16 protein-coding genes are annotated in these 17,372 nt (G+C 71.5%); 4 read left to right on the top strand and 12 right to left on the bottom strand.

The window, feature by feature from the left end; genetic code table 11:
* Positions 1-2 precede the first annotated feature (2 nt).
* The 7 genes from FB157_RS18715 to pgsA form a co-directional block, all read right to left on the bottom strand.
* A complete protein-coding gene (locus FB157_RS18715) occupies positions 3-755 on the bottom strand; it encodes a YebC/PmpR family DNA-binding transcriptional regulator (protein ID WP_145881166.1) in 753 nt (250 codons plus the stop codon).
* Positions 756-804: 49 nt separating this feature from the next.
* Positions 805-1,410, bottom strand: coding sequence for a pyridoxal 5'-phosphate synthase glutaminase subunit PdxT (pdxT, locus tag FB157_RS18720; protein ID WP_145881167.1), 606 nt, complete (start codon positions 1,408-1,410; stop codon positions 805-807).
* A gap of 13 nt (positions 1,411-1,423) precedes the next feature.
* Entirely contained in the window at positions 1,424-2,329 is a 906-nt protein-coding gene (gene pdxS, locus FB157_RS18725; RefSeq protein ID WP_145881170.1) for a pyridoxal 5'-phosphate synthase lyase subunit PdxS, read from the bottom strand.
* A gap of 115 nt (positions 2,330-2,444) precedes the next feature.
* Positions 2,445-2,987 carry a LemA family protein gene (locus tag FB157_RS18730; protein WP_145881172.1) on the bottom strand — a complete coding sequence of 181 codons (543 nt, stop codon included), beginning with the start codon at positions 2,985-2,987 and terminating at the stop codon, positions 2,445-2,447.
* Between the two features lie 48 nt (positions 2,988-3,035).
* The gene (locus FB157_RS18735) at positions 3,036-4,196 is read right to left on the bottom strand and encodes a glycosyltransferase family 4 protein (RefSeq protein WP_145881173.1); all 1,161 of its coding nucleotides are present in this window, start codon (positions 4,194-4,196) and stop codon (positions 3,036-3,038) included.
* Positions 4,193-5,101 (bottom strand): phosphatidylinositol mannoside acyltransferase, encoded by a 909-nt coding sequence (locus FB157_RS18740; RefSeq protein ID WP_145881175.1) that lies wholly within the window; start codon positions 5,099-5,101, stop codon positions 4,193-4,195. Before FB157_RS18740 ends, FB157_RS18735 begins: the two co-directional genes overlap by 4 nt.
* Positions 5,098-5,778, bottom strand: a complete 681-nt coding sequence (pgsA, locus tag FB157_RS18745; protein ID WP_145881177.1) for a phosphatidylinositol phosphate synthase — start codon at positions 5,776-5,778, stop codon at positions 5,098-5,100. Before pgsA ends, FB157_RS18740 begins: the two co-directional genes overlap by 4 nt.
* A gap of 283 nt (positions 5,779-6,061) precedes the next feature.
* On the opposite strand from pgsA, the gene FB157_RS18750 reads away from it, so the two are divergent.
* Together FB157_RS18750 and FB157_RS18755 are read left to right on the top strand one after the other, a co-directional pair.
* Positions 6,062-8,260 carry an elongation factor G-like protein EF-G2 gene (locus FB157_RS18750; protein WP_145881179.1) on the top strand — a complete coding sequence of 733 codons (2,199 nt, stop codon included), beginning with the start codon at positions 6,062-6,064 and terminating at the stop codon, positions 8,258-8,260.
* A 212-nt stretch (positions 8,261-8,472) separates the two neighbouring features.
* A complete protein-coding gene (locus FB157_RS18755; RefSeq protein ID WP_145881181.1) occupies positions 8,473-10,119 on the top strand; it encodes a hypothetical protein in 1,647 nt (548 codons plus the stop codon).
* Positions 10,120-10,150: 31 nt separating this feature from the next.
* On the opposite strand, the gene FB157_RS18760 is transcribed toward FB157_RS18755, so the two are convergent.
* Positions 10,151-10,708 (bottom strand): HIT domain-containing protein, encoded by a 558-nt coding sequence (locus FB157_RS18760; protein ID WP_145881183.1) that lies wholly within the window; start codon positions 10,706-10,708, stop codon positions 10,151-10,153.
* Between the two features lie 67 nt (positions 10,709-10,775).
* On the opposite strand from FB157_RS18760, the gene FB157_RS18765 reads away from it, so the two are divergent.
* Positions 10,776-11,435: a potassium channel family protein gene (locus FB157_RS18765; RefSeq protein WP_145881185.1), complete on the top strand. Its 660-nt coding sequence runs from the start codon at positions 10,776-10,778 to the stop codon at positions 11,433-11,435.
* Between the two features lie 34 nt (positions 11,436-11,469).
* On the opposite strand, the gene thrS is transcribed toward FB157_RS18765, so the two are convergent.
* The 3 genes from thrS to FB157_RS18780 form a co-directional block, all read right to left on the bottom strand.
* On the bottom strand, positions 11,470-13,446 hold the full coding sequence (thrS, locus tag FB157_RS18770) for a threonine--tRNA ligase (RefSeq protein WP_145881186.1): 1,977 nt from the start codon (positions 13,444-13,446) through the stop codon (positions 11,470-11,472).
* A 99-nt stretch (positions 13,447-13,545) separates the two neighbouring features.
* Positions 13,546-14,787 carry a hypothetical protein gene (locus FB157_RS18775; RefSeq protein ID WP_145881188.1) on the bottom strand — a complete coding sequence of 414 codons (1,242 nt, stop codon included), beginning with the start codon at positions 14,785-14,787 and terminating at the stop codon, positions 13,546-13,548.
* Complete coding sequence (locus FB157_RS18780; protein ID WP_145881190.1) at positions 14,784-15,350, bottom strand: DUF4365 domain-containing protein; 567 nt, start codon at positions 15,348-15,350, stop codon at positions 14,784-14,786. The genes FB157_RS18775 and FB157_RS18780 overlap by 4 nt, the downstream gene beginning before the upstream one ends.
* A 168-nt stretch (positions 15,351-15,518) precedes the next feature.
* On the opposite strand from FB157_RS18780, the gene FB157_RS18785 reads away from it, so the two are divergent.
* Positions 15,519-16,244 carry a 3'-5' exonuclease gene (locus FB157_RS18785; protein ID WP_145881191.1) on the top strand — a complete coding sequence of 242 codons (726 nt, stop codon included), beginning with the start codon at positions 15,519-15,521 and terminating at the stop codon, positions 16,242-16,244.
* Here the strand turns inward: FB157_RS18785 and FB157_RS18790 are convergent.
* Positions 16,160-17,341 (bottom strand): DUF2207 family protein, encoded by a 1,182-nt coding sequence (locus tag FB157_RS18790; protein WP_186581564.1) that lies wholly within the window; start codon positions 17,339-17,341, stop codon positions 16,160-16,162. The two genes, FB157_RS18785 and FB157_RS18790, sit on opposite strands and share 85 nt — an antisense overlap.
* Between the last annotated feature and the right edge of the window lie 31 nt (positions 17,342-17,372).

Genomic DNA, 17,372 nt, shown 5'->3' on the forward strand with positions numbered 1-17,372 from the left:
CGCTACGCGTCGACCTTCTCCATGATCTCGTCGCTCACGTCGAAGTTGGCGAAGACGTTCTGCACGTCGTCGCTGTCCTCGAGCGCGTCGATCAGCTTGAAGATCTTCTTGGCGCCCTCCTCGTCCAGTTCGACCTGGACGGACGGCACGAAGCTGGAGTCGGCGGAGTCGTAGTCGATCCCGGCCTCCTGGAGAGCGGTGCGGACCGCGACCAGGTCGGTGGCCTCGCTGATGACCTCGAAGGTCTCACCGAGGTCGTTGACCTCCTCGGCGCCGGCGTCCAGGACGGCACCCAGGACGTCGTCCTCGCTCAGCTCGCCCTTGGGGACGATGATGACGCCCTTGCGGCTGAACATGTACGACACCGAGCCCGGGTCGGCCATGGAGCCGCCGTTGCGGGTCATCGCGACGCGGACGTCGGAGGCGGCGCGGTTGCGGTTGTCGGTGAGGCACTCGATGAGCACCGCGACACCGTTCGGGCCGTAGCCCTCGTACATGATCGTCTCGTAGTCGGCACCGCCGGCCTCGAGGCCGCCGCCGCGCTTGACCGCGGAGTCGATGTTCTTGTTCGGGACCGACTGCTTCTTCGCCTTCTGGATGGCGTCGTAGAGGGTCGGGTTGCCCTCGATGTCGACGCCGCCCATGCGGGCCGCGACCTCGATGTTCTTGATCAGCTTCGCGAAGAGCTTGCCGCGCTTGGCGTCGATCACGGCCTTCTTGTGCTTCGTCGTAGCCCATTTAGAGTGGCCGGACATCTGCCTGTCTCCTTCGCGTAACCCATCCAAACAACGAACGCCAGAGATCCTACAAGGACTCGGCCGTCCGGTTCGCGCGCACCATGTCGACGAACAGGGAGTGCACGCGGTGGTCGCCGGTCAGTTCCGGGTGGAACGACGTGGCGAGCGCGTTGCCCTGACGGACCGCCACGATGTGGCCTTCGTGCTCGGCGAGCACCTCGGCCTCGGCCCCGACGGACTCGACCCAGGGGGCGCGGATGAAGACGCCCTCTACAGGATCGCCCTCCACGCCCCTGACGTCGACCGCCGCCTCGAAGGACTCGTTCTGCCGTCCGAAGGCGTTGCGGCGCACGATCATGTCGATGCCGCCGATGGTCTCCTGGCCCGAGCGCGGGTCGAGGATCTTGTCCGCGAGCATGATCATGCCGGCGCAGGTGCCGTAGACGGGCATGCCGTCGCGTACGCGCGCGCGGAGGGGCTCCATCACTCCGAAGAGGACGGCCAGCTTGGAGATGGTGGTGGACTCGCCGCCGGGCAGGACGAGACCGTCGACCTCGGCGAGTTCCTCGGGGCGCCGCACCGGCCTGGCCACGGCGTCGGCCGCGGCCAGGGCGATGAGGTGCTCCCGTACGTCGCCCTGGAGGGCCAGGACGCCTATGACGGGGGTGTTCATGTCTTCCGGTGCCTTACCAGCCGCGGTTCGCGTAGCGCTCGGCCTCGGGGAGGGTGTCGCAGTTGATGCCGACCATGGCCTCGCCCAGGTTGCGGGAGGCGTCCGCGATGATCTTCGGGTCGTCGTAGAAGGTGGTGGCCTTCACGATGGCGGCGGCGCGCTTGGCCGGGTCGCCGGACTTGAAGATGCCGGAGCCCACGAACACGCCCTCGGCGCCGAGCTGGCGCATCAGGGCGGCGTCGGCCGGGGTGGCGACACCACCGGCGGAGAAGAGGACCACCGGGAGCTTGCCCAGCTCGGCGACCTCCTTGACCAGCTCGTACGGGGCGCGCAGCTCCTTGGCGGCGGCGTACAGCTCGTTGTTGTCGTAGCCGCGCAGGCGGGCGATCTCGTTCTTGATCTGGCGCAGGTGACGGACGGCCTCGACCACGTTGCCGGTGCCGGCCTCGCCCTTGGAACGGATCATCGCGGCGCCCTCGGCGATGCGGCGCAGGGCCTCGCCCAGGTTGGTGGCACCGCAGACGAAGGGGGTGGTGAAGGCCCACTTGTCGGAGTGGTTGACCTCGTCGGCCGGGGTGAGGACCTCGGACTCGTCGATGTAGTCGACGCCGAGGGACTGCAGCACCTGGGCCTCGACGAAGTGGCCGATGCGGGACTTCGCCATGACCGGGATGGAGACTGCGTCGATGATGCCCTCGATCATGTCCGGGTCGGACATGCGGGCCACGCCGCCGTCCTTGCGGATGTCGGCGGGGACTCGCTCCAGGGCCATGACCGCGACGGCGCCCGCGTCCTCGGCGATCTTCGCCTGCTCCGGGGTGACGACGTCCATGATCACGCCGCCCTTGAGCTGCTCGGCCATACCGCGCTTCACGCGGGCGGTGCCGGTCTCGGGAGCCTGGTTCTCGGTGGTGGACACGGGTGACCTCACTGAAGTGAAAGAGGGTTTTCTGCTTCAGAGAGGAAACGTGAGTGGACCAGGCCACAGCAAGGGCCAATGGCAACCCGGTGGATCCTTTTGGTCCACCAAAGGTTCAGGAGGCCCGTTCCACCAGCGCCGCGGGAGGCTCGTCGTCCATCTCGAAGGCCAGCGGGAAGGGGGCGTGACCGGCCAGCCGGAACCAGCGCACCTTGCGGTGCTCCCGGAGCCTGCGGGCGGCTCCCACGGCGTCGTTGTGGAAGCGGCGGGCCATGGGGACCCGGCGTACCGCTTCGGCCAGCTCGCGGGCCGCCGACTCGCCGCCCGGGGCCTCCCGCACGGCTTCGACCTGCTGCGGATCCTCGAACACCGCGCGCAGTGCCTGGCTCAGCTCGCTCTCGGCGACCTCCCGCTGCTCCTCCTCCGCCTGCCGGGCGGCGTGCGCGGCCTCGTAGAGCACGATCGAGGCGGCCGGGTCCAGCACGCCCGAGGTCGCCAGTTCCTGGGTCACGGAGGCCCGCCGCAGCAGCTGCGCGTCCAGCGCGGCCCGCGCGGCGTCCATGCGCACGTGCAGCCGGTCCAGCCGGCCGGCCGTCCAGCTCAGATAGAGGCCGATGGCGACGAGCGCGACGAAGATCCAGATCAGGGTTGCGGTCACGGGCGAAGGTTAGTCGGCCCGCGAGGCCGGCCGGAGCAGACCCTCGCCTCAGTCCCGCGCCAGCCCGAACCGGGCCCTGAACCCCGTGCGCTCGTCGGTGGCCACCGCCGACGTACCGGTGGTGACCGTCTCGTACACCGACAGGATGTCCGCGCCGACGGTGGACCAGTCGAAGCGGCGGACGTGGGCGCTGCCCCGCTCGCGCAGTTCGGCCCGGCGGTCGGGGTCCGCCAGCAGGCGTACGGCGGCCTCGGCCAGGGCGTCCGCGTCCTCGTTGGCGAAGACCTCGCCCGCCTGGCCCTGGTCCAGGACCTGGACGAAGGCGTCCAGGTCGGAGGCGAGGACCGGGGCGCCCGCCGACATGGCCTCGACGAGGATGATGCCGAAGCTCTCGCCGCCGGTGTTGGGCGCGACGTACAGGTCGACGCTGCGCAGGAAGCGCGCCTTGTCCTCGTCGCTGATCATGCCGAGGAACTCGACGCGGGAACGCAGCTCCTCGGGCAGGTCCTCGACGGCCGCCTCCTCGTCCCCGCGCCCCGCGACCAGCAGACGCGCCTGCGGGCGGGCGGCGAGGATCTTCGGGAGGGCCTTCATCAGGACCGGCAGGCCCTTGCGGGGCTCGTCGATGCGGCCGATGAAGCCGAGCGTGTCTCCCTGCCACTCGGGGTTCGGCCCGGCCTTGGCGAAGAAGTCGACGTCGACGCCGTTGGGGATGACCACCGCGTCGCCGCCCAGGTGCTCGACCAGGGTGCGGCGGGCGTACTCGCTGACCGCGATGCGCGCGCTGATCTTCTCCAGCGCGGCCTGCAGGATCGCGTACGCGGCGATCATCGCGCGCGAGCGGGGGTTGGAGGTGTGGAAGGTGGCCACGATGGGGCCCTGGGCCGCCCAGCAGGTCAGCAGGCCGAGCGACGGGGAGGTCGGCTCGTGGATGTGGACCACGTCGAACGCGCCGTCGTGCAGCCAGCGCCGCACCCGCGCGGCCGACAGGAAGCCGAAGTTGAGGCGGGCCACCGAGCCGTTGTACGGCACCGGCACCGCGCGGCCGGCCGAGACGACGTACGGCGGCAGCGGGGTGTCGTCGTCGGCCGGGGCGAGGACGGAGACCTCGTGGCCGAGGCGGATGAAGTACTCGGCGAGGTCGCGGATGTGGAACTGGACGCCCCCGGGGACGTCCCAGGAGTACGGGCAGACGATCCCGATTCTCACGCGGGTCCCTTCGCGGGGTCGAGGTCGGCGAGCCACAGGCGCTGGAGCATGTGCCAGTCCTCCGGGTGGTCGGCGATCCCCTTGGCGAAGACGTCGGCCAGTGCCTGTGTCATGACAGACGTCTTCTCGGCCCGGCTGCCTGTCTCCGGTACCTCGATCGGAGGATGCACCTGGCCCTTCATCACGGGCGAGTCGTCGTACCAGAGGGTGACGGGCATCAGCTGCGCGCCGGTCTGCTGGGCGAGCAGGGCCGGGCCGGCGGGCATCCGGGTCCGCTCGCCGAAGAAGTCGACCTCGACGCCGGACGCGGACAGGTCCCGGTCGGCGACCAGGCAGACCAGGCCGCCGTCGCGCAGCCGCCGGGCCAGGGTGCCGAAGGCGGTGCCGCCGCTGTGCGGCAGGACCTCCATGCCGAGACCCTCGCGGTAGGCGACGAAGCGGTCGTAGAGCGACTCGGGCTTGAGCCGCTCGGCGACCGTGGTGAACGGCGTCTCCAGCCGGGTGGTGACCCAGGCGCCGGCCAGGTCCCAGTTGGCCATGTGCGGAAGCGCGAGGATCAGGCCCCGGGGGGAGGCGATCCCGTCGGTCAGGTGGTGGACGTCCGTGCAGTCGAAGCCCGTCCTGACGCGCTCGGCGCTCCAGGCGGGCAGCCGGAAGGACTCCATCCAGTAGCGCAGGTACGAGCGCATGCCCGCGCGGGAGAGTTCGGCGAGGCGCTCGGGGCCGGCGTCGGGCACCACGCGCGCGTAGTTCGCCTCCAGCCGCAGGACGCCCTTGCCGCGCTGCTTCCAGGCGAGGTCCGCGACGGACCGGCCGAGCCGGACAGCGGCGGGTTCCGGAAGCTTCTTGACGGTGCTCCAGCCGAGACCGTACAGCGCGTCGGTGAACCGGTCGGCGGTGCTCACTTCGCCGCCTCCCTCCCCTGGGACGCGTTCTGCTCCGCCTCGGCCTCCGCCTCGGCCTCGGCGGACTCTCGGCGGACGGTGACGACCCGCTGGACGAGGGTGACGAGGCTGCCCACGGCGACGATCCACAGGGCGATCGGGAGGAGGATCTGGATGCCCGGGACGCCGAACGTGTGGAGGCCGGCCAGACCGGCCGCCACCAGCGAGATCACCAGCCGCTCGGCGCGCTCGACGAGGCCGTTGACGGCGACCGGCAGCCCGATCGACTCGCCGCGCGCCTTGGTGTACGACACCACCTGGCCGCTGGCCAGGCAGAAGATCGAGACGGCGCACAGGGCGTTGTTGTCGCCGTTGCCCGCGTACCACAGGGCGAAGCCGCCGAAGATCGCGCCGTCGGCCACCCGGTCGAGCGTGGAGTCCAGGAAGGCACCCCAGCGGCTGGAGCGGCCCAGCTGGCGGGCCATGTTGCCGTCGACCAGGTCCGAGAAGACGAACAGGGTGATCACGATCGTGCCCCAGAAGAACTCGCCCCTGGGGAAGAAGACCAGCGCGCCCGCGACCACACCGGCCGTGCCGATGAGTGTGACCGCGTCGGGGCTCACGCCCCGCCGGATGAGAAACGCGGCGAACGGTGTGAGGACACGCGTGAAGAATGCACGCGCGTACTTGTTCAGCATGGCCTTCCCGACGGTCGTGGCGCCGCGGCCCTGGTGGCCACCGGCTGGCCCATCGTAGTCACGCGCGCGCACAGGTGACGGGCGGGCACCCGCAGACGTGCCGCGAACCGGTGCACACCCGCCCGCGCGGGGGGGCGCGTGGCGCGATCGGCGTCCGTCGTATGGACGCAGCATGACGGGAGTGGAAAGCTCGAAGGACCGCGGGCGTCGCAGGAGCCGCCAGTGCACGCGGTGCCGCGTGTCCGCGCCCACAGTGACCTCACCGTCAACGGGAGGCAGGATCATGGGCGACAAGGCGCAAACACACCCCGGGGCCGCCGGCAGGGCAGTGGCGGCCGACCACCCCGCGTCCGTACGGAATGTGGTGCTGGTCGGCCACTCCGGTTCGGGCAAGACGACTCTGGTGGAGGCCCTCGCGCTGACCGCGGGGGCTGTCAACCGGGCGGGCCGCGTCGAGGACGGCGGCACCGTCTCCGACTACGACGAGATCGAGCACCGGCAGCAACGCTCGGTACAGCTCTCCCTGGCCCCGGTCGAATGGGACGGGTTCAAGATCAACATCCTCGACACCCCCGGGTACGCCGACTTCGTCGGGGAGCTGAGGGCCGGTCTGCGAGCGGCGGACGCGGCCCTCTTCGTCGTCTCGGCCTCGGACGGCGTGGACGGCTCGACCCGCATGCTGTGGGAGGAGTGCCAGGCCGTCGGCATGCCCCGAGCGATCGTGATCACACACCTGGAGGCCGCCCGGGCGGACTTCGAGGAGATGACCCGGGTGTGCGCGGAGGCCTTCGGCGCCGACGACCCCGACGCCGTGCTGCCGCTGTACCTGCCGCTGCGCGCGCCGGAGGGACCCGACGGGCACGCGCCCGTGACCGGGCTGATCGGGCTGCTGTCGCAGAAACTGTTCGACTACGCGTCCGGGGAGCGCAAGGAGGCCGAGCCCGGCGAGGACCAGCTGCCGGCCATCGGGGAGGCCCGCAACAGGCTGATCGAGGGGATCATCGCCGAGAGCGAGGACGAGACCCTCATGGACCGCTACCTCGGCGGCGAGCAGATCGACGTCAAGACGCTGATCGACGACCTGGAGCGGGCCGTCGCGCGCGGCACCTTCTTCCCGGTACTGGCGGCCGCCCCCGCCGCCGACGGCGCCCGGCAGGGCCTCGGCACGGTCGAGCTGCTGGAACTGATCACCGGCGGATTCCCCACCCCGGTCGAGCACCCCATGCCCGGGGTCACCACCATCGACGGCAAGCCGCGCGACCTGAAGGCCTGCGACACGAGCGGCCCGCTGGTCGCCGAGGTCGTGAAGACCGCCTCCGACCCGTACGTCGGCCGGATCTCGCTGGTCCGCGTCTTCTCCGGCACCCTGCGCCCCGACGAGACGGTGCACGTCTCCGGGCACGGCCTGGCCGACCGCGGGCACGAGGACCACGACGTGGACGAGCGGATCGGCGCGCTGTCCACGCCCTTCGGCAAGCAGCAGCGCCCGGTGACGCACGCCGTCGCGGGCGACCTGGTGTGCGTGGCCAAGCTCGGCCGCGCCGAGACCGGGGACACGCTCTCGGCCAAGGACGACCCGCTGCTGATGGAGCCCTGGCAGATGCCGGACCCGCTGCTGCCGCTCGCCATCCAGGCGCACAGCAAGGCGGACGAGGACAAGCTCTCGCAGGGGCTGAGCCGGCTGGTGGCCGAGGATCCGACGATGCGCCTGGAGCAGAACCAGGACACCCACCAGGTGGTCCTGTGGTGCCTGGGCGAGGCCCACGCGGACGTCGCCCTGGAGCGGCTGCGCAGCCGGTACGGCGTCCAGGTCGACGTCGTACCGCACCGGGTCTCCCTCCGGGAGACGTTCGCCACGAAGGCCGCGGGGCGCGGCCGGCACGTCAAGCAGTCCGGCGGGCACGGGCAGTACGCCATCTGTGAGATCGAGGTGGAGCCGCTGCCGGGCGGCTCGGGCATCGAGTTCGTGGACAAGGTGGTGGGCGGCGCCGTGCCGCGCCAGTTCATCCCGTCCGTGGAGAAGGGCGTACGTGCGCAGGCCGCCAAAGGCGTGGTCGCCGCGTATCCGCTGGTGGACGTGCGGATCACACTGCTGGACGGCAAAGCGCACTCGGTGGACTCCTCCGACGCCGCCTTCCAGACGGCGGGGGCCCTGGCCCTGCGCGAGGCAGCGGCCCAGACCCGGATCCATCTGCTGGAGCCGGTGGCCGAGGTGACCGTGCTGGTCGCCGACGACTACGTGGGCGCGGTGATGAGCGACCTGTCGAGCCGGCGCGGCCGGGTGCTCGGCACCGAGCAGGTGGGTGCCGGACGGACCCTGGTCCGCGCCGAGGTGCCCGAGTTCGAGATCGGCCGCTACGCGATCGACCTGCGCTCCCTGTCGCACGGGACGGCGCGCTTCGACCGGGCGTACGCCCGGCACGAGCCGATGCCGCCGCAGATCGCCGAGCGGATCCGCGAACAGGCGGGAGAATCCTCGTAGTTCACCACCGGTGGACGTCATGCGCCGGCGGGCGGCTTCGGCCGTCCGCCGACGCGGTGTCAGTGGCTGCGGATACGCTGATCACCTGGTCACGGTGCGCCGAACTCGTTCGGCCGTGGCTTGGTATCGGCACGACGCGCTGTTCAAAAGGTGTGCGGGGCAGGGAAGTCGGGAAGGCCGCAGAAGCGACACCGGCGGCGATGGGGGCGGGAATGTCGGTTGGCACGGAGTGGGACGGACCGCAGGTGCCCGTGTCCGGCGACGAGGGACAGGCGGCGACCTTCGCGCTGGCCTCGGCGGCCTACCGGGACAACGTGGTCGAGGACATCAAGAAGACCGACAACGAGTGGCACCAGTCGGCGGTGAAGGCCGGCCGGATCGCCCTGCTCAAGCCGAACCTCGGAGAGGCCTTCTCGCGGGCCGTCGTCGACCGCATGCTCGCGCCCGGGCGCAAGCCGCTCATCCAGTCCTTCGGCGCCGAGCCGCAGGTCGTCGTGGAGCACTGCCTGGCGGCCAACAACATCCGCCGGGAGCGGGACAACCGGCTGTCCCTGGTCATGGTGGTGTGCGGCCTGATCTTCCTGCCGGGCCTCATCGGCTGGCTGCTCGTCTTCCAGCTGCGCACGTTCGTCGCCAAGCGCGAGGACAAGCGGGCCGGCGCGCTCGCCACCGCCCTGCTCGCCGGGGTCGGCGTGCTCGCCGCGCTCTTCCTGCTGAAGATGCCGTTCACCGGGTTCTGGGCGTGGTACGCGCGCGGCTGCGTCGTCGCCCCGGTGCTGGGCTGGTTCTGGGCCAAGCAGATCTGCGAGCGCACCGCGAAGGACCTGCGGGCGCGCTGGGACGGCCTGCTCTCGGGCACCAGCGTCGGCGCCAAGGTCCCCGAGGCCGTGCCGCGCAGCCCCGGCGAGACCGCGGCCGAGCAGCTGCGCCAGTCGCTGGCCCGGCTCAGCGCCGAGCAGCAGTCCAACTCGGTCTTCTACGCCGGCCCCAAGGGCATACTCGGCATGGGTACCCGCTGGGGCGCCTGGCAGCTCGCCGAGGACCTGGTGCCCGCCGACCCCACCCGGGAGATCCACCCCTTCCGCAGCTGGGACGTCGTACGCGCGATCCACGACCAGCTGCGGATGCTGGAGCGCGGACCGCTGAACACCGGCGGCTTCCCGCGGCCCTCGATACGGCACTGGATCGTCACGCCGATCGGTGAGAACGCGAAGGCGGTGGCCCGGCCGGAGGGCACGGACGTCGAGGCGTTCCAGGTCAAGCCGCACGCCATACAGGACATCTGCAACAAGCAGCAGTTCGGCAGCGGCGACCGGCACTATCTGGGCGTGCAGTGGACCCTGTGGGACGGCCAGCTGGTCCTGACCATGCTGATCACGGTGACCGTGCTGCACGAGACGCTGCGCATCGAGGTGACCGGACACGCGCTGGGACCGGTGAACCCGCTGTTCCACGCGAAGCCGGAGGCGCCGACCAAGGAGGTCACCAAGTCCCTCAAGCCGTGGGAGACCCGCACGGTCAAGCTGCCGCTGGTCCGCACCGACGAGGTCGTACGGCTCGCCGCGCGCGCCCCGCTGACCTGGTATCCACCGCTCCTCAACTGGCTCGGTGGCTCCCTCGTGCTGCCCGAGCCCTTCGGCCTCAGGCACGCCTGGGCCGACCAGCCCTGGCGGCACCGCTTCATGGCCGACGACGCGCTGCGTGCGGCCACGCCGGTGCTGCGGGTGGTGCACTCGGCCGCACTCCGGGTCCTGGCGGAGAACGGCGTGGACACGGCGAAGTTCGGCAACCGGTCGTCCGTGCTCAGCGGTCTGGTGCAGGATGCGTCGCCCAGGAAGGCGGACCTGTACGACGCGTAGGGGATGCCCTCTGCGGAGGGCACCCGGGGACCTACGCCGGCCAGGCCTCGGCCAGCATCTTCCGCGTGTCCGCCAGCAGCTGCGGCAGTACCTTCGTGTGGCCGACCACCGGCATGAAGTTCGTGTCGCCGCCCCAGCGCGGGACGATGTGCTGGTGCAGGTGGGCCGCGATGCCGGCGCCGGCCACCGTCCCCTGGTTCATACCGATGTTGAAGCCGTGCGCGCCGGAGGCGGTGCGCAGGGCCGTCATCGCCTGCTTGGTCAGCTCGGCCAGCTCGGTGGTCTCCGGCCCGGTCAGGTCGGTGTAGTCGGCCACGTGCCGGTAGGGCACGGTCATCAGGTGGCCGCCGTTGTACGGGTAGAGGTTGAGCACGGCGTACACGTGCTCGCCGCGGCGTACGATCAGGCCGTCCTCGTCGGACTTGGCCGGGATGGAGCAGAACGGGCAGCCGTCGCCGGCCCCGGGGCCGGTCGGCTTGTTCTCGCCCTGGATGTAGGCCATCCGGTGGGGCGTCCACAGGCGCTGGAACGCGTCCTGCGTCCCCACTCCGATCTGCTGCTCCGGCTCACTCGTCATGCAAGGCAGCATATGGCTTCGCCCTTTCGCGGCGTGTCGCCGGGGCGGCGAGAGGGCACTCACCGGCCAAGCTTGGCCGGTGGACGACGACAGCCCCCTGGCCCGCTGGGAGCAGAGCGCCGAGATTCCGCTGTTCGCGGCCTCACTGGTGTTCCTGGCGGCCTACGCGACCCGTGTGCTGGCGACCGACGTGGCGCCCTTCTGGCTCGACCTGTGCGGGTTCGTGCTGCTGGCGATCTGGGTGGCCTTCGCCGCGGACTACGTGGTGCGCTGGCGGCTCAGCGGGCAGCGCTTCCTGCGCTTCGTCACCGGGCACTTCCTGCTCACGGTGGTGGTCGTGCTGCCGCTGCTGCGCCCGCTGCGGATCGTTCCGCTCTTCGAGGTCATCCAGCGCCGGCAGGGCGAGCCCCGGCTGTCCCTGTACGCCCGCGTGATCGCGTACGCGAGCCTGTCCACCCTGCTGCTCGGCTTCTCCGGTGCCCTCGCGGTCTACAAGCAGGAGCGTGGCGCGCCCGGCACCACCATGAAGACGTTCGGGGACGCCGTGTGGTGGGCGGCCTCGACCCTCAGCACGGTCGGCTACGGCGACATCACCCCGGTGACCAGGGCCGGCCGGACGATCGCGATCGGGATGATGGCCTGCGGGCTGGCTCTCCTCGGCGCCGTGACGGGTTCGTTCTCGTCCTGGCTGATGCAGACCTTCACGCGCGAGGGCGACGCAGGGCCCCCGAGGAAGTGATCCCCGGGGGCCCTGCGAACGGTACGGGTACGGATCAGACCTGGGTCCGCTCCTCCACGACCTGCGCGATCTTGGCGATGGCCTCGTCGAACGGGATGCCGTTCTCCTGCGAGCCGTCGCGGTAGCGGAAGGACACCGAGCCGTTCGACATGTCCTCGTCGCCCGCGATGACCATGAAGGGCACCTTCTGCTTCTGGGCGTTGCGGATCTTCTTCTGCATGCGGTCCGAGGAGGAGTCCACCTCGACGCGCAGGCCCTTCTTCCGGGCCGCCGCGGCGAACTTCTCCAGGTACTCGACGTGCCCGTCACCGATCGGGATGCCGATCGCCTGGACCGGGGCGAGCCACGCCGGGAAGGCGCCCGCGTAGTGCTCCAGGAGCACCGCGAAGAAGCGCTCGATCGAGCCGAAGAGGGCGCGGTGGATCATCACCGGGCGCTGCTTGGAGCCGTCCGGGCCGGTGTACTCCAGGTCGAAGCGCTCGGGCAGGTTGAAGTCGAGCTGGATGGTCGACATCTGCCAGGTGCGGCCGATCGCGTCCTTGGCCTGGACGGAGATCTTCGGACCGTAGAAGGCGGCGCCGCCCGGGTCCGGGACCAGGGGCAGGCCCTGCTTCTCGGCGACCTCGCGGAGGGTCTCCGTCGCCTCCTCCCAGACCTCGTCCGAACCGACGAACTTCTCCGGGTCCTTGGTGGACAGCTCCAGGTAGAAGTCGGTCAGGCCGTAGTCGCGCAGCAGGCCGAGGACGAAGGTGAGCGTCTTGTCCAGCTCCTCGGACATCTGCTCACGGGTGCAGTAGATGTGCGCGTCGTCCTGGGTGAAGCCGCGGGCCCGGGTCAGGCCGTGCACGACGCCCGACTTCTCGTACCGGTACACGGTCCCGAACTCGAAGAGGCGCAGGGGCAGTTCACGGTACGAGCGGCCGCGCGCGTCGAAGATCAGGTTGTGCATCGGGCAGTTCATGGGCTTGAGGTAGTAGTCCACGCCCTCGTCGAGCTGCATGGGCGGGTACATGCCCTCGGCGTACCAGTCCAGGTGGCCGGACGTCTCGAAGAGCTTCCCCTTCGTCGCGTGCGGGGTGTAGACGAACTCGTAGCCCTCCTCCTCGTGACGGCGGCGCGAGTAGTCCTCCATCACGCGGCGGACGATGCCGCCCTTGGGGTGGAAGACGGCGAGGCCGGAGCCGATCTGCTCGGGGATGGAGAACAGGTCGAGCTCGTTGCCCAGCTTGCGGTGGTCGCGCTTCTCGGCCTCGGCGAGGAAGTCGAGGTACGCCTTCAGCTCGTCCTTGGACGGCCAGGCGGTGCCGTAGATGCGCTGGAGCATCGGGTTCTTCTCGCTGCCGCGCCAGTAGGCGGCCGCGTTGCGCATCAGCTTGAACGCCGGGATGAGACGGGTCGAGGGCAGGTGGGGACCGCGGCAGAGGTCCTTCCAGCACAGGTCGCCGGTCTTGGCGTCCAGGTTGTCGTAGATCGTCAGCTCGCCGGCGCCGACCTCCACGTCCGCGCCGTCGTCGTGCGACGCCGAGCCCTTGAGGCCGATCAGCTCCAGCTTGTACGGCTCGTTCGCCAGCTCCTCGCGGGCGGCCTCGTCGGTGACGACGCGGCGGGCGAAGCGCTGACCGCGCTTCTGGATCTCCTGCATCTTCTTCTCGACGGCCTTGAGATCCTCGGGCGTGAACGGCTTCTCGACGTCGAAGTCGTAGTAGAAGCCGTCCTTGACCGGCGGGCCGATGCCCAGCTTGGCCTCGGGGAACAGCTCCTGCACCGCCTGCGCCATGACGTGCGCGGTGGAGTGGCGCAGGATGTTCAGACCGTCCTCGGAGGAGATCTCGACGCCCTCGACCTCGTCGCCGTCGGACAGCTCGTACGCGAGGTCCTTCAGCTCGCCGGCCACGCGCGCGGCGATGATCGACCGCTCACCCGCGAAGAGGTCGGCGGCCGTAGTGCCCGTCGTCACCACGCGTTCTTCCCGCTCGGAATCGCGTTGGATGATCACACGGACGTCTGACACCGGTCTCTCCTGACTGAAGGTGGGATGCGGCGCCATACCAGGAGCGCGCGCACAAGGGATCGTACCGACCCGACACCACCGACCGCTAAACGGTCACCCTCAGTCCTCGCCCCCGTACGCCTCTCCGCACGCCTCCTCGAAGAAGGCCCCTTCTTGATCGGTCCCCTGCAGCGACTTCATCAGCCGGTCCCGCTCGGCGTCGTCCACCTGCACGGGGACGACCCCGGAGGCGCCGGTGAGCCTGCGGAAGCCGCCGCGGCGCTCCAGACGGCCGTGGACCCGCACCGGGAGGCCGACGAGGTGGGCGTGGCCGGCGATGCGATAGTCCTCCTCGTCCAGGGTGAAGCGGACGTGCGGGACCTCGGCGCCGGCGAGCACCCGCAGCCGTACGGTGCCCGCGCCGCGCGGCCCGGAGCGGCGCAGGCGGACCACCGTGCCGGTGATCCGCACCGGCACCGAGGGTTCGCCCTGGACGTAGCGGGCGCCGGCCGCGTGCAGCACGGGCAGGTCGCCGGGTGAGAACTCGACGGGTTCGGCGGTGGCGGCGCAGCCCTCGGGCACTCCGGCCCCGGGGGCCCAGGCGATGGCGATGCGGGCGCCCTCGGTGCCACGGACGAGCGTGGTGAGCGCCTCGGTCAGCTCTCGGCTGACGCCGGCCCCGACCGCGCCGTCGAAGGCGTCCATGCCGCCGGTGGCCCGTTGGTAGTCGATGGCCTCGCGGGCGGCGTACAGGGCCTGGTGGAGGCGGACGGCGAGGGAGCGGCCGGTGGGCACGGGCACGAAGGCGGTCAGCCGGTGGCCCTCGGCGGTGGGGCCGACCAGGACGTCCTCCAGGAGTCCGGCGGCGGACCGGCGGTGCCGGGCGCCGTAGTAGCCGGCACGCGCGCGCGTGGCGAGCGCGGCCGCGAGGAGCATCTGGCGGGCCGCGGTGCGCAGGCGCTCGTCGACCGCCCAGGGGGAGGCGCCGACGGGCCCGCCCGGGGTGTCCCGCCACCAGCGGATCTCGTCGCTGGGCACGGCGAGGGAGATCAGCACCTCGCGCGCGGCGGGGGTGTCGCTGCGGGCGAGGGCGTCGAGGGCCTCGCCGAGCAGGTCGTCGCTGTCGGGGAAGGCCCGGCTCTCGGGCACCAGCAGGCTGGTCCCGCCGCCGCCCGGCCCGGGCGGGGTCCAGCGGCCGTAGCGCCCGGCCGCTCCCCCGCGCCGCTGCCAGCCGTGCCGGCGCAGCAGGGCGCCGAATACGGCGGGGTCGATCTCGGCGGGGTCGGGCGGCCGGTTCCAGGCCAGGTCGTCGGGGTGCGGCCGGACCTGCCTGGCCGGCTCGTCGTACGGACGGATCCTCATGGCCTGCCTCCCGTCCCGACCCGCGTCATGATCTCGCACAGCGCGCGGTCGTCGAAGATGCGCGAGGTCGGTATCCGCACGGTGGTCCGGTGCCGGCCGGTGACCGGGTGACCGGCGAGGTTGACCCAGTAGCAGCAGTGCCTGAGGTCGAGCCGGTCGTGGCCGGCGCGCAGCCAGTCGTCCTGGGAGCGCGGGACCAGCATGACGACCAGGATCTTGTGCACCGAGACGGGCGTGCGGGCGAGTTTGCGCAGGTGGTCGTTGTCGAGGGTGAAGGAGAAGGAGCGGCCCGGCGGGTTCGGCGGGACCTGGTAGGTGCACTTGAGCTGCACCTTGATGGTGACCTCGTCGTCGACGGTGTGTCCGGGTGCGCTGTGGCTGACGTGCCAGTCGATGCCGTTGTCCGGGAAGGGCTGGGACAGCGAGCAGCCCGCTGCGGCGGCGACCGCGTGCAGATATCCGACCTGCAGTGTCTCCATGCAGGCGGTGGTGGCGAGCGTGCCGCGGACGGTGCCCGGGCGTTCGGGCAGCAGCCCGCCCCGCTCGGGCTGCGCTATGGCCATGACCAACAGCCTTCCAAGCCAAGAGTTTCCCCGCTGCGGGCTGCTGAACTGCAAAGACCCGCACTCCTGTTGTGTCCTCCCGGCGTACGGCGCAAACGGCCCGGGTATCACCAAACGGGCAGAAGACGGAACTTCATCTGCCGTGGGTGAACGAGGAGTTGGGTTGGGATGACGTGCTGGTACGAGGGGGCGCTGGCCGCCTTCGACACGGAGACGACGGGCGTCGACGTGGAGGCCGACCGGATCGTGTCGGCCGCCGTCGTCGTCCAGGACGCGCCGGGCACCCGGCCCAGGATCACCCGGTGGCTGGTGAACCCGGGTGTGCCGGTGCCGGAGGGGGCGACGGCGGTGCACGGTCTGACGGACGAACACCTGCAGCACAACGGCCGCTGGCCGGCGCCGGTGATGTTCGAGATAGCCGAGCAGCTGGCCGAGCACGCGGCGATGGGCCGCCCGCTGGTGGTGATGAACGCGCCGTTCGATCTCACGCTGCTGGACCGGGAGTTGCGCCGGCACCGCGCCTCGTCGCTGGACCGCTGGTTCGAGACGAGCCCGCTGCACGTGCTGGATCCCCGGGTCCTGGACAAGCACCTGGACCGCTACCGCAAGGGCCGGCGCACGCTGACCGACCTGTGCGCGCACTACGGGGTGACGCTGGAGGGCGCGCACGACGCGGCGGCGGACGCCATGGCCGCGCTGGACGTCGTCCGCGCCGTGGGCCGCCGGTTCGCCACCCGGCTGGAGCGTCTGAGCCCTGCCGAGCTGCACACGCTCCAGGCCGCCTGGCACGCGGCGCAGGCCCGCGGGCTTCAGGCGTGGTTCGCGCGCAGCGGCTCGGAGGAGACGGTGAGCACGGACTGGCCGCTCAGGCCGGAGCTGCCGGCGGCGGCGTAGCGGCTGTCCGGCAAGCGCCGCGCGGCAGGCGGGCATTGCCGGACCGGCTCCCCGGGCCTCGGCGGGGGCGGTGGTTCACCAGGAGCCTCCGCACCGCCGCCCGCTCCCCCGCCGACGCCGCCCGAGGAGCCGCCGCCGCTGCCGCCAGAACTTCCGGAGCCGCTGGAGGAGGGTGCCCTGGACGACATCGCGGCCGTGACGACGATGCCGGGGGCCGGCGCGGGTCCGAACCGCACGGCCGGCGACGCGCGCCGCCGGGTGGGCACGGTGGACGACTCGACGGCGTGCCGCCAGGTGTCGCCCAGGCCGAGTGCGACGGCCCACGCCGTGCGGAGCCGCACCTGGTCGTCGTCGAGCGGTTCCGTGTCGGGGAACGCGGACGGGTCGGCGAGAGCGCGCCGGAACGCCTCGACCCGCAGCAGTTGGGCGCTGCCCTCGGGGGTGCGCCGGTGCGGTTCCCAGCCGCGCCGCCACAGCGCGAGGCCGACACCGAAGACGATCACGCCGGCGACGAGCAGCGGCCCTCCGGCCGCGTGGCGGCCGGCGCCCAGTGCGGCGCCCACCACGCCGGCGACCGGACCGAGCACGGTGGCGGCGATGCCCACGGGCCGGGCGCGGCGGGCGAGGCGCACGGCGGCCGGGTCCCACAGACCGGAATCGGCCTGCCACTGCTTCAGGTGCCGGGCCGGCGCGTGCCAGCCCGTCCCGAAGGACGAGTCGTACGCGCCCAGGGTGATCTCCGCGCGGCCCGCGAACATGTAGCGCAGAACCTCCCTGGTGACCGGGTCGTCCGGGCCCGCACCACGGTTGGGGCGCCGCAGGGTCGGGGCGTGCTCGGCACCCCCGAGCGTGAGGTGGCCCGCGGCGGCGAGGCCGGGCAGCCAGGCGGCCTGGTGCACGGGGGCCACCTGCTCGGCGGCCAGGATCCCGCCCTGTGCCGGGCTCGGGTCCCGCGGGGGCGGGGGGTTTGAGCGCCGAGCAGCAGCGTGAGGAAGAAGATGCCGATCGGACTGCCGATCCGGCGCTGACGCGGTCGCGCGCCAACTCTCGGTCCGTCCTTGCCCCGTTCCGTACCCCCGACGCCCCCCTGACGTCAAAAGAGCCGGTCCGCTGTGCGGACCGGCTCTT

The organism is Streptomyces sp. BK340, assembly GCF_007827595.1.
Classification (GTDB): Bacteria; Actinomycetota; Actinomycetes; order Streptomycetales; family Streptomycetaceae; genus Streptomyces.

Coding starts and splice junctions, on each gene's coding strand:
- FB157_RS18760 (WP_145881183.1), bottom strand. CDS start 10,708: ATGCTGCCTTGCATGACGAGTGAGCCGGAGCAGCAGATCGGAGTGGGG.
- FB157_RS18750 (WP_145881179.1), top strand. CDS start 6,062: ATGGGCGACAAGGCGCAAACACACCCCGGGGCCGCCGGCAGGGCAGTG.
- pgsA (WP_145881177.1), bottom strand. CDS start 5,778: ATGCTGAACAAGTACGCGCGTGCATTCTTCACGCGTGTCCTCACACCG.
- FB157_RS18775 (WP_145881188.1), bottom strand. CDS start 14,787: ATGAGGATCCGTCCGTACGACGAGCCGGCCAGGCAGGTCCGGCCGCAC.
- FB157_RS18785 (WP_145881191.1), top strand. CDS start 15,519: ATGACGTGCTGGTACGAGGGGGCGCTGGCCGCCTTCGACACGGAGACG.
- FB157_RS18780 (WP_145881190.1), bottom strand. CDS start 15,350: ATGGCCATAGCGCAGCCCGAGCGGGGCGGGCTGCTGCCCGAACGCCCG.
- FB157_RS18715 (WP_145881166.1), bottom strand. CDS start 755: ATGTCCGGCCACTCTAAATGGGCTACGACGAAGCACAAGAAGGCCGTG.
- pdxT (WP_145881167.1), bottom strand. CDS start 1,410: ATGAACACCCCCGTCATAGGCGTCCTGGCCCTCCAGGGCGACGTACGG.
- FB157_RS18755 (WP_145881181.1), top strand. CDS start 8,473: ATGTCGGTTGGCACGGAGTGGGACGGACCGCAGGTGCCCGTGTCCGGC.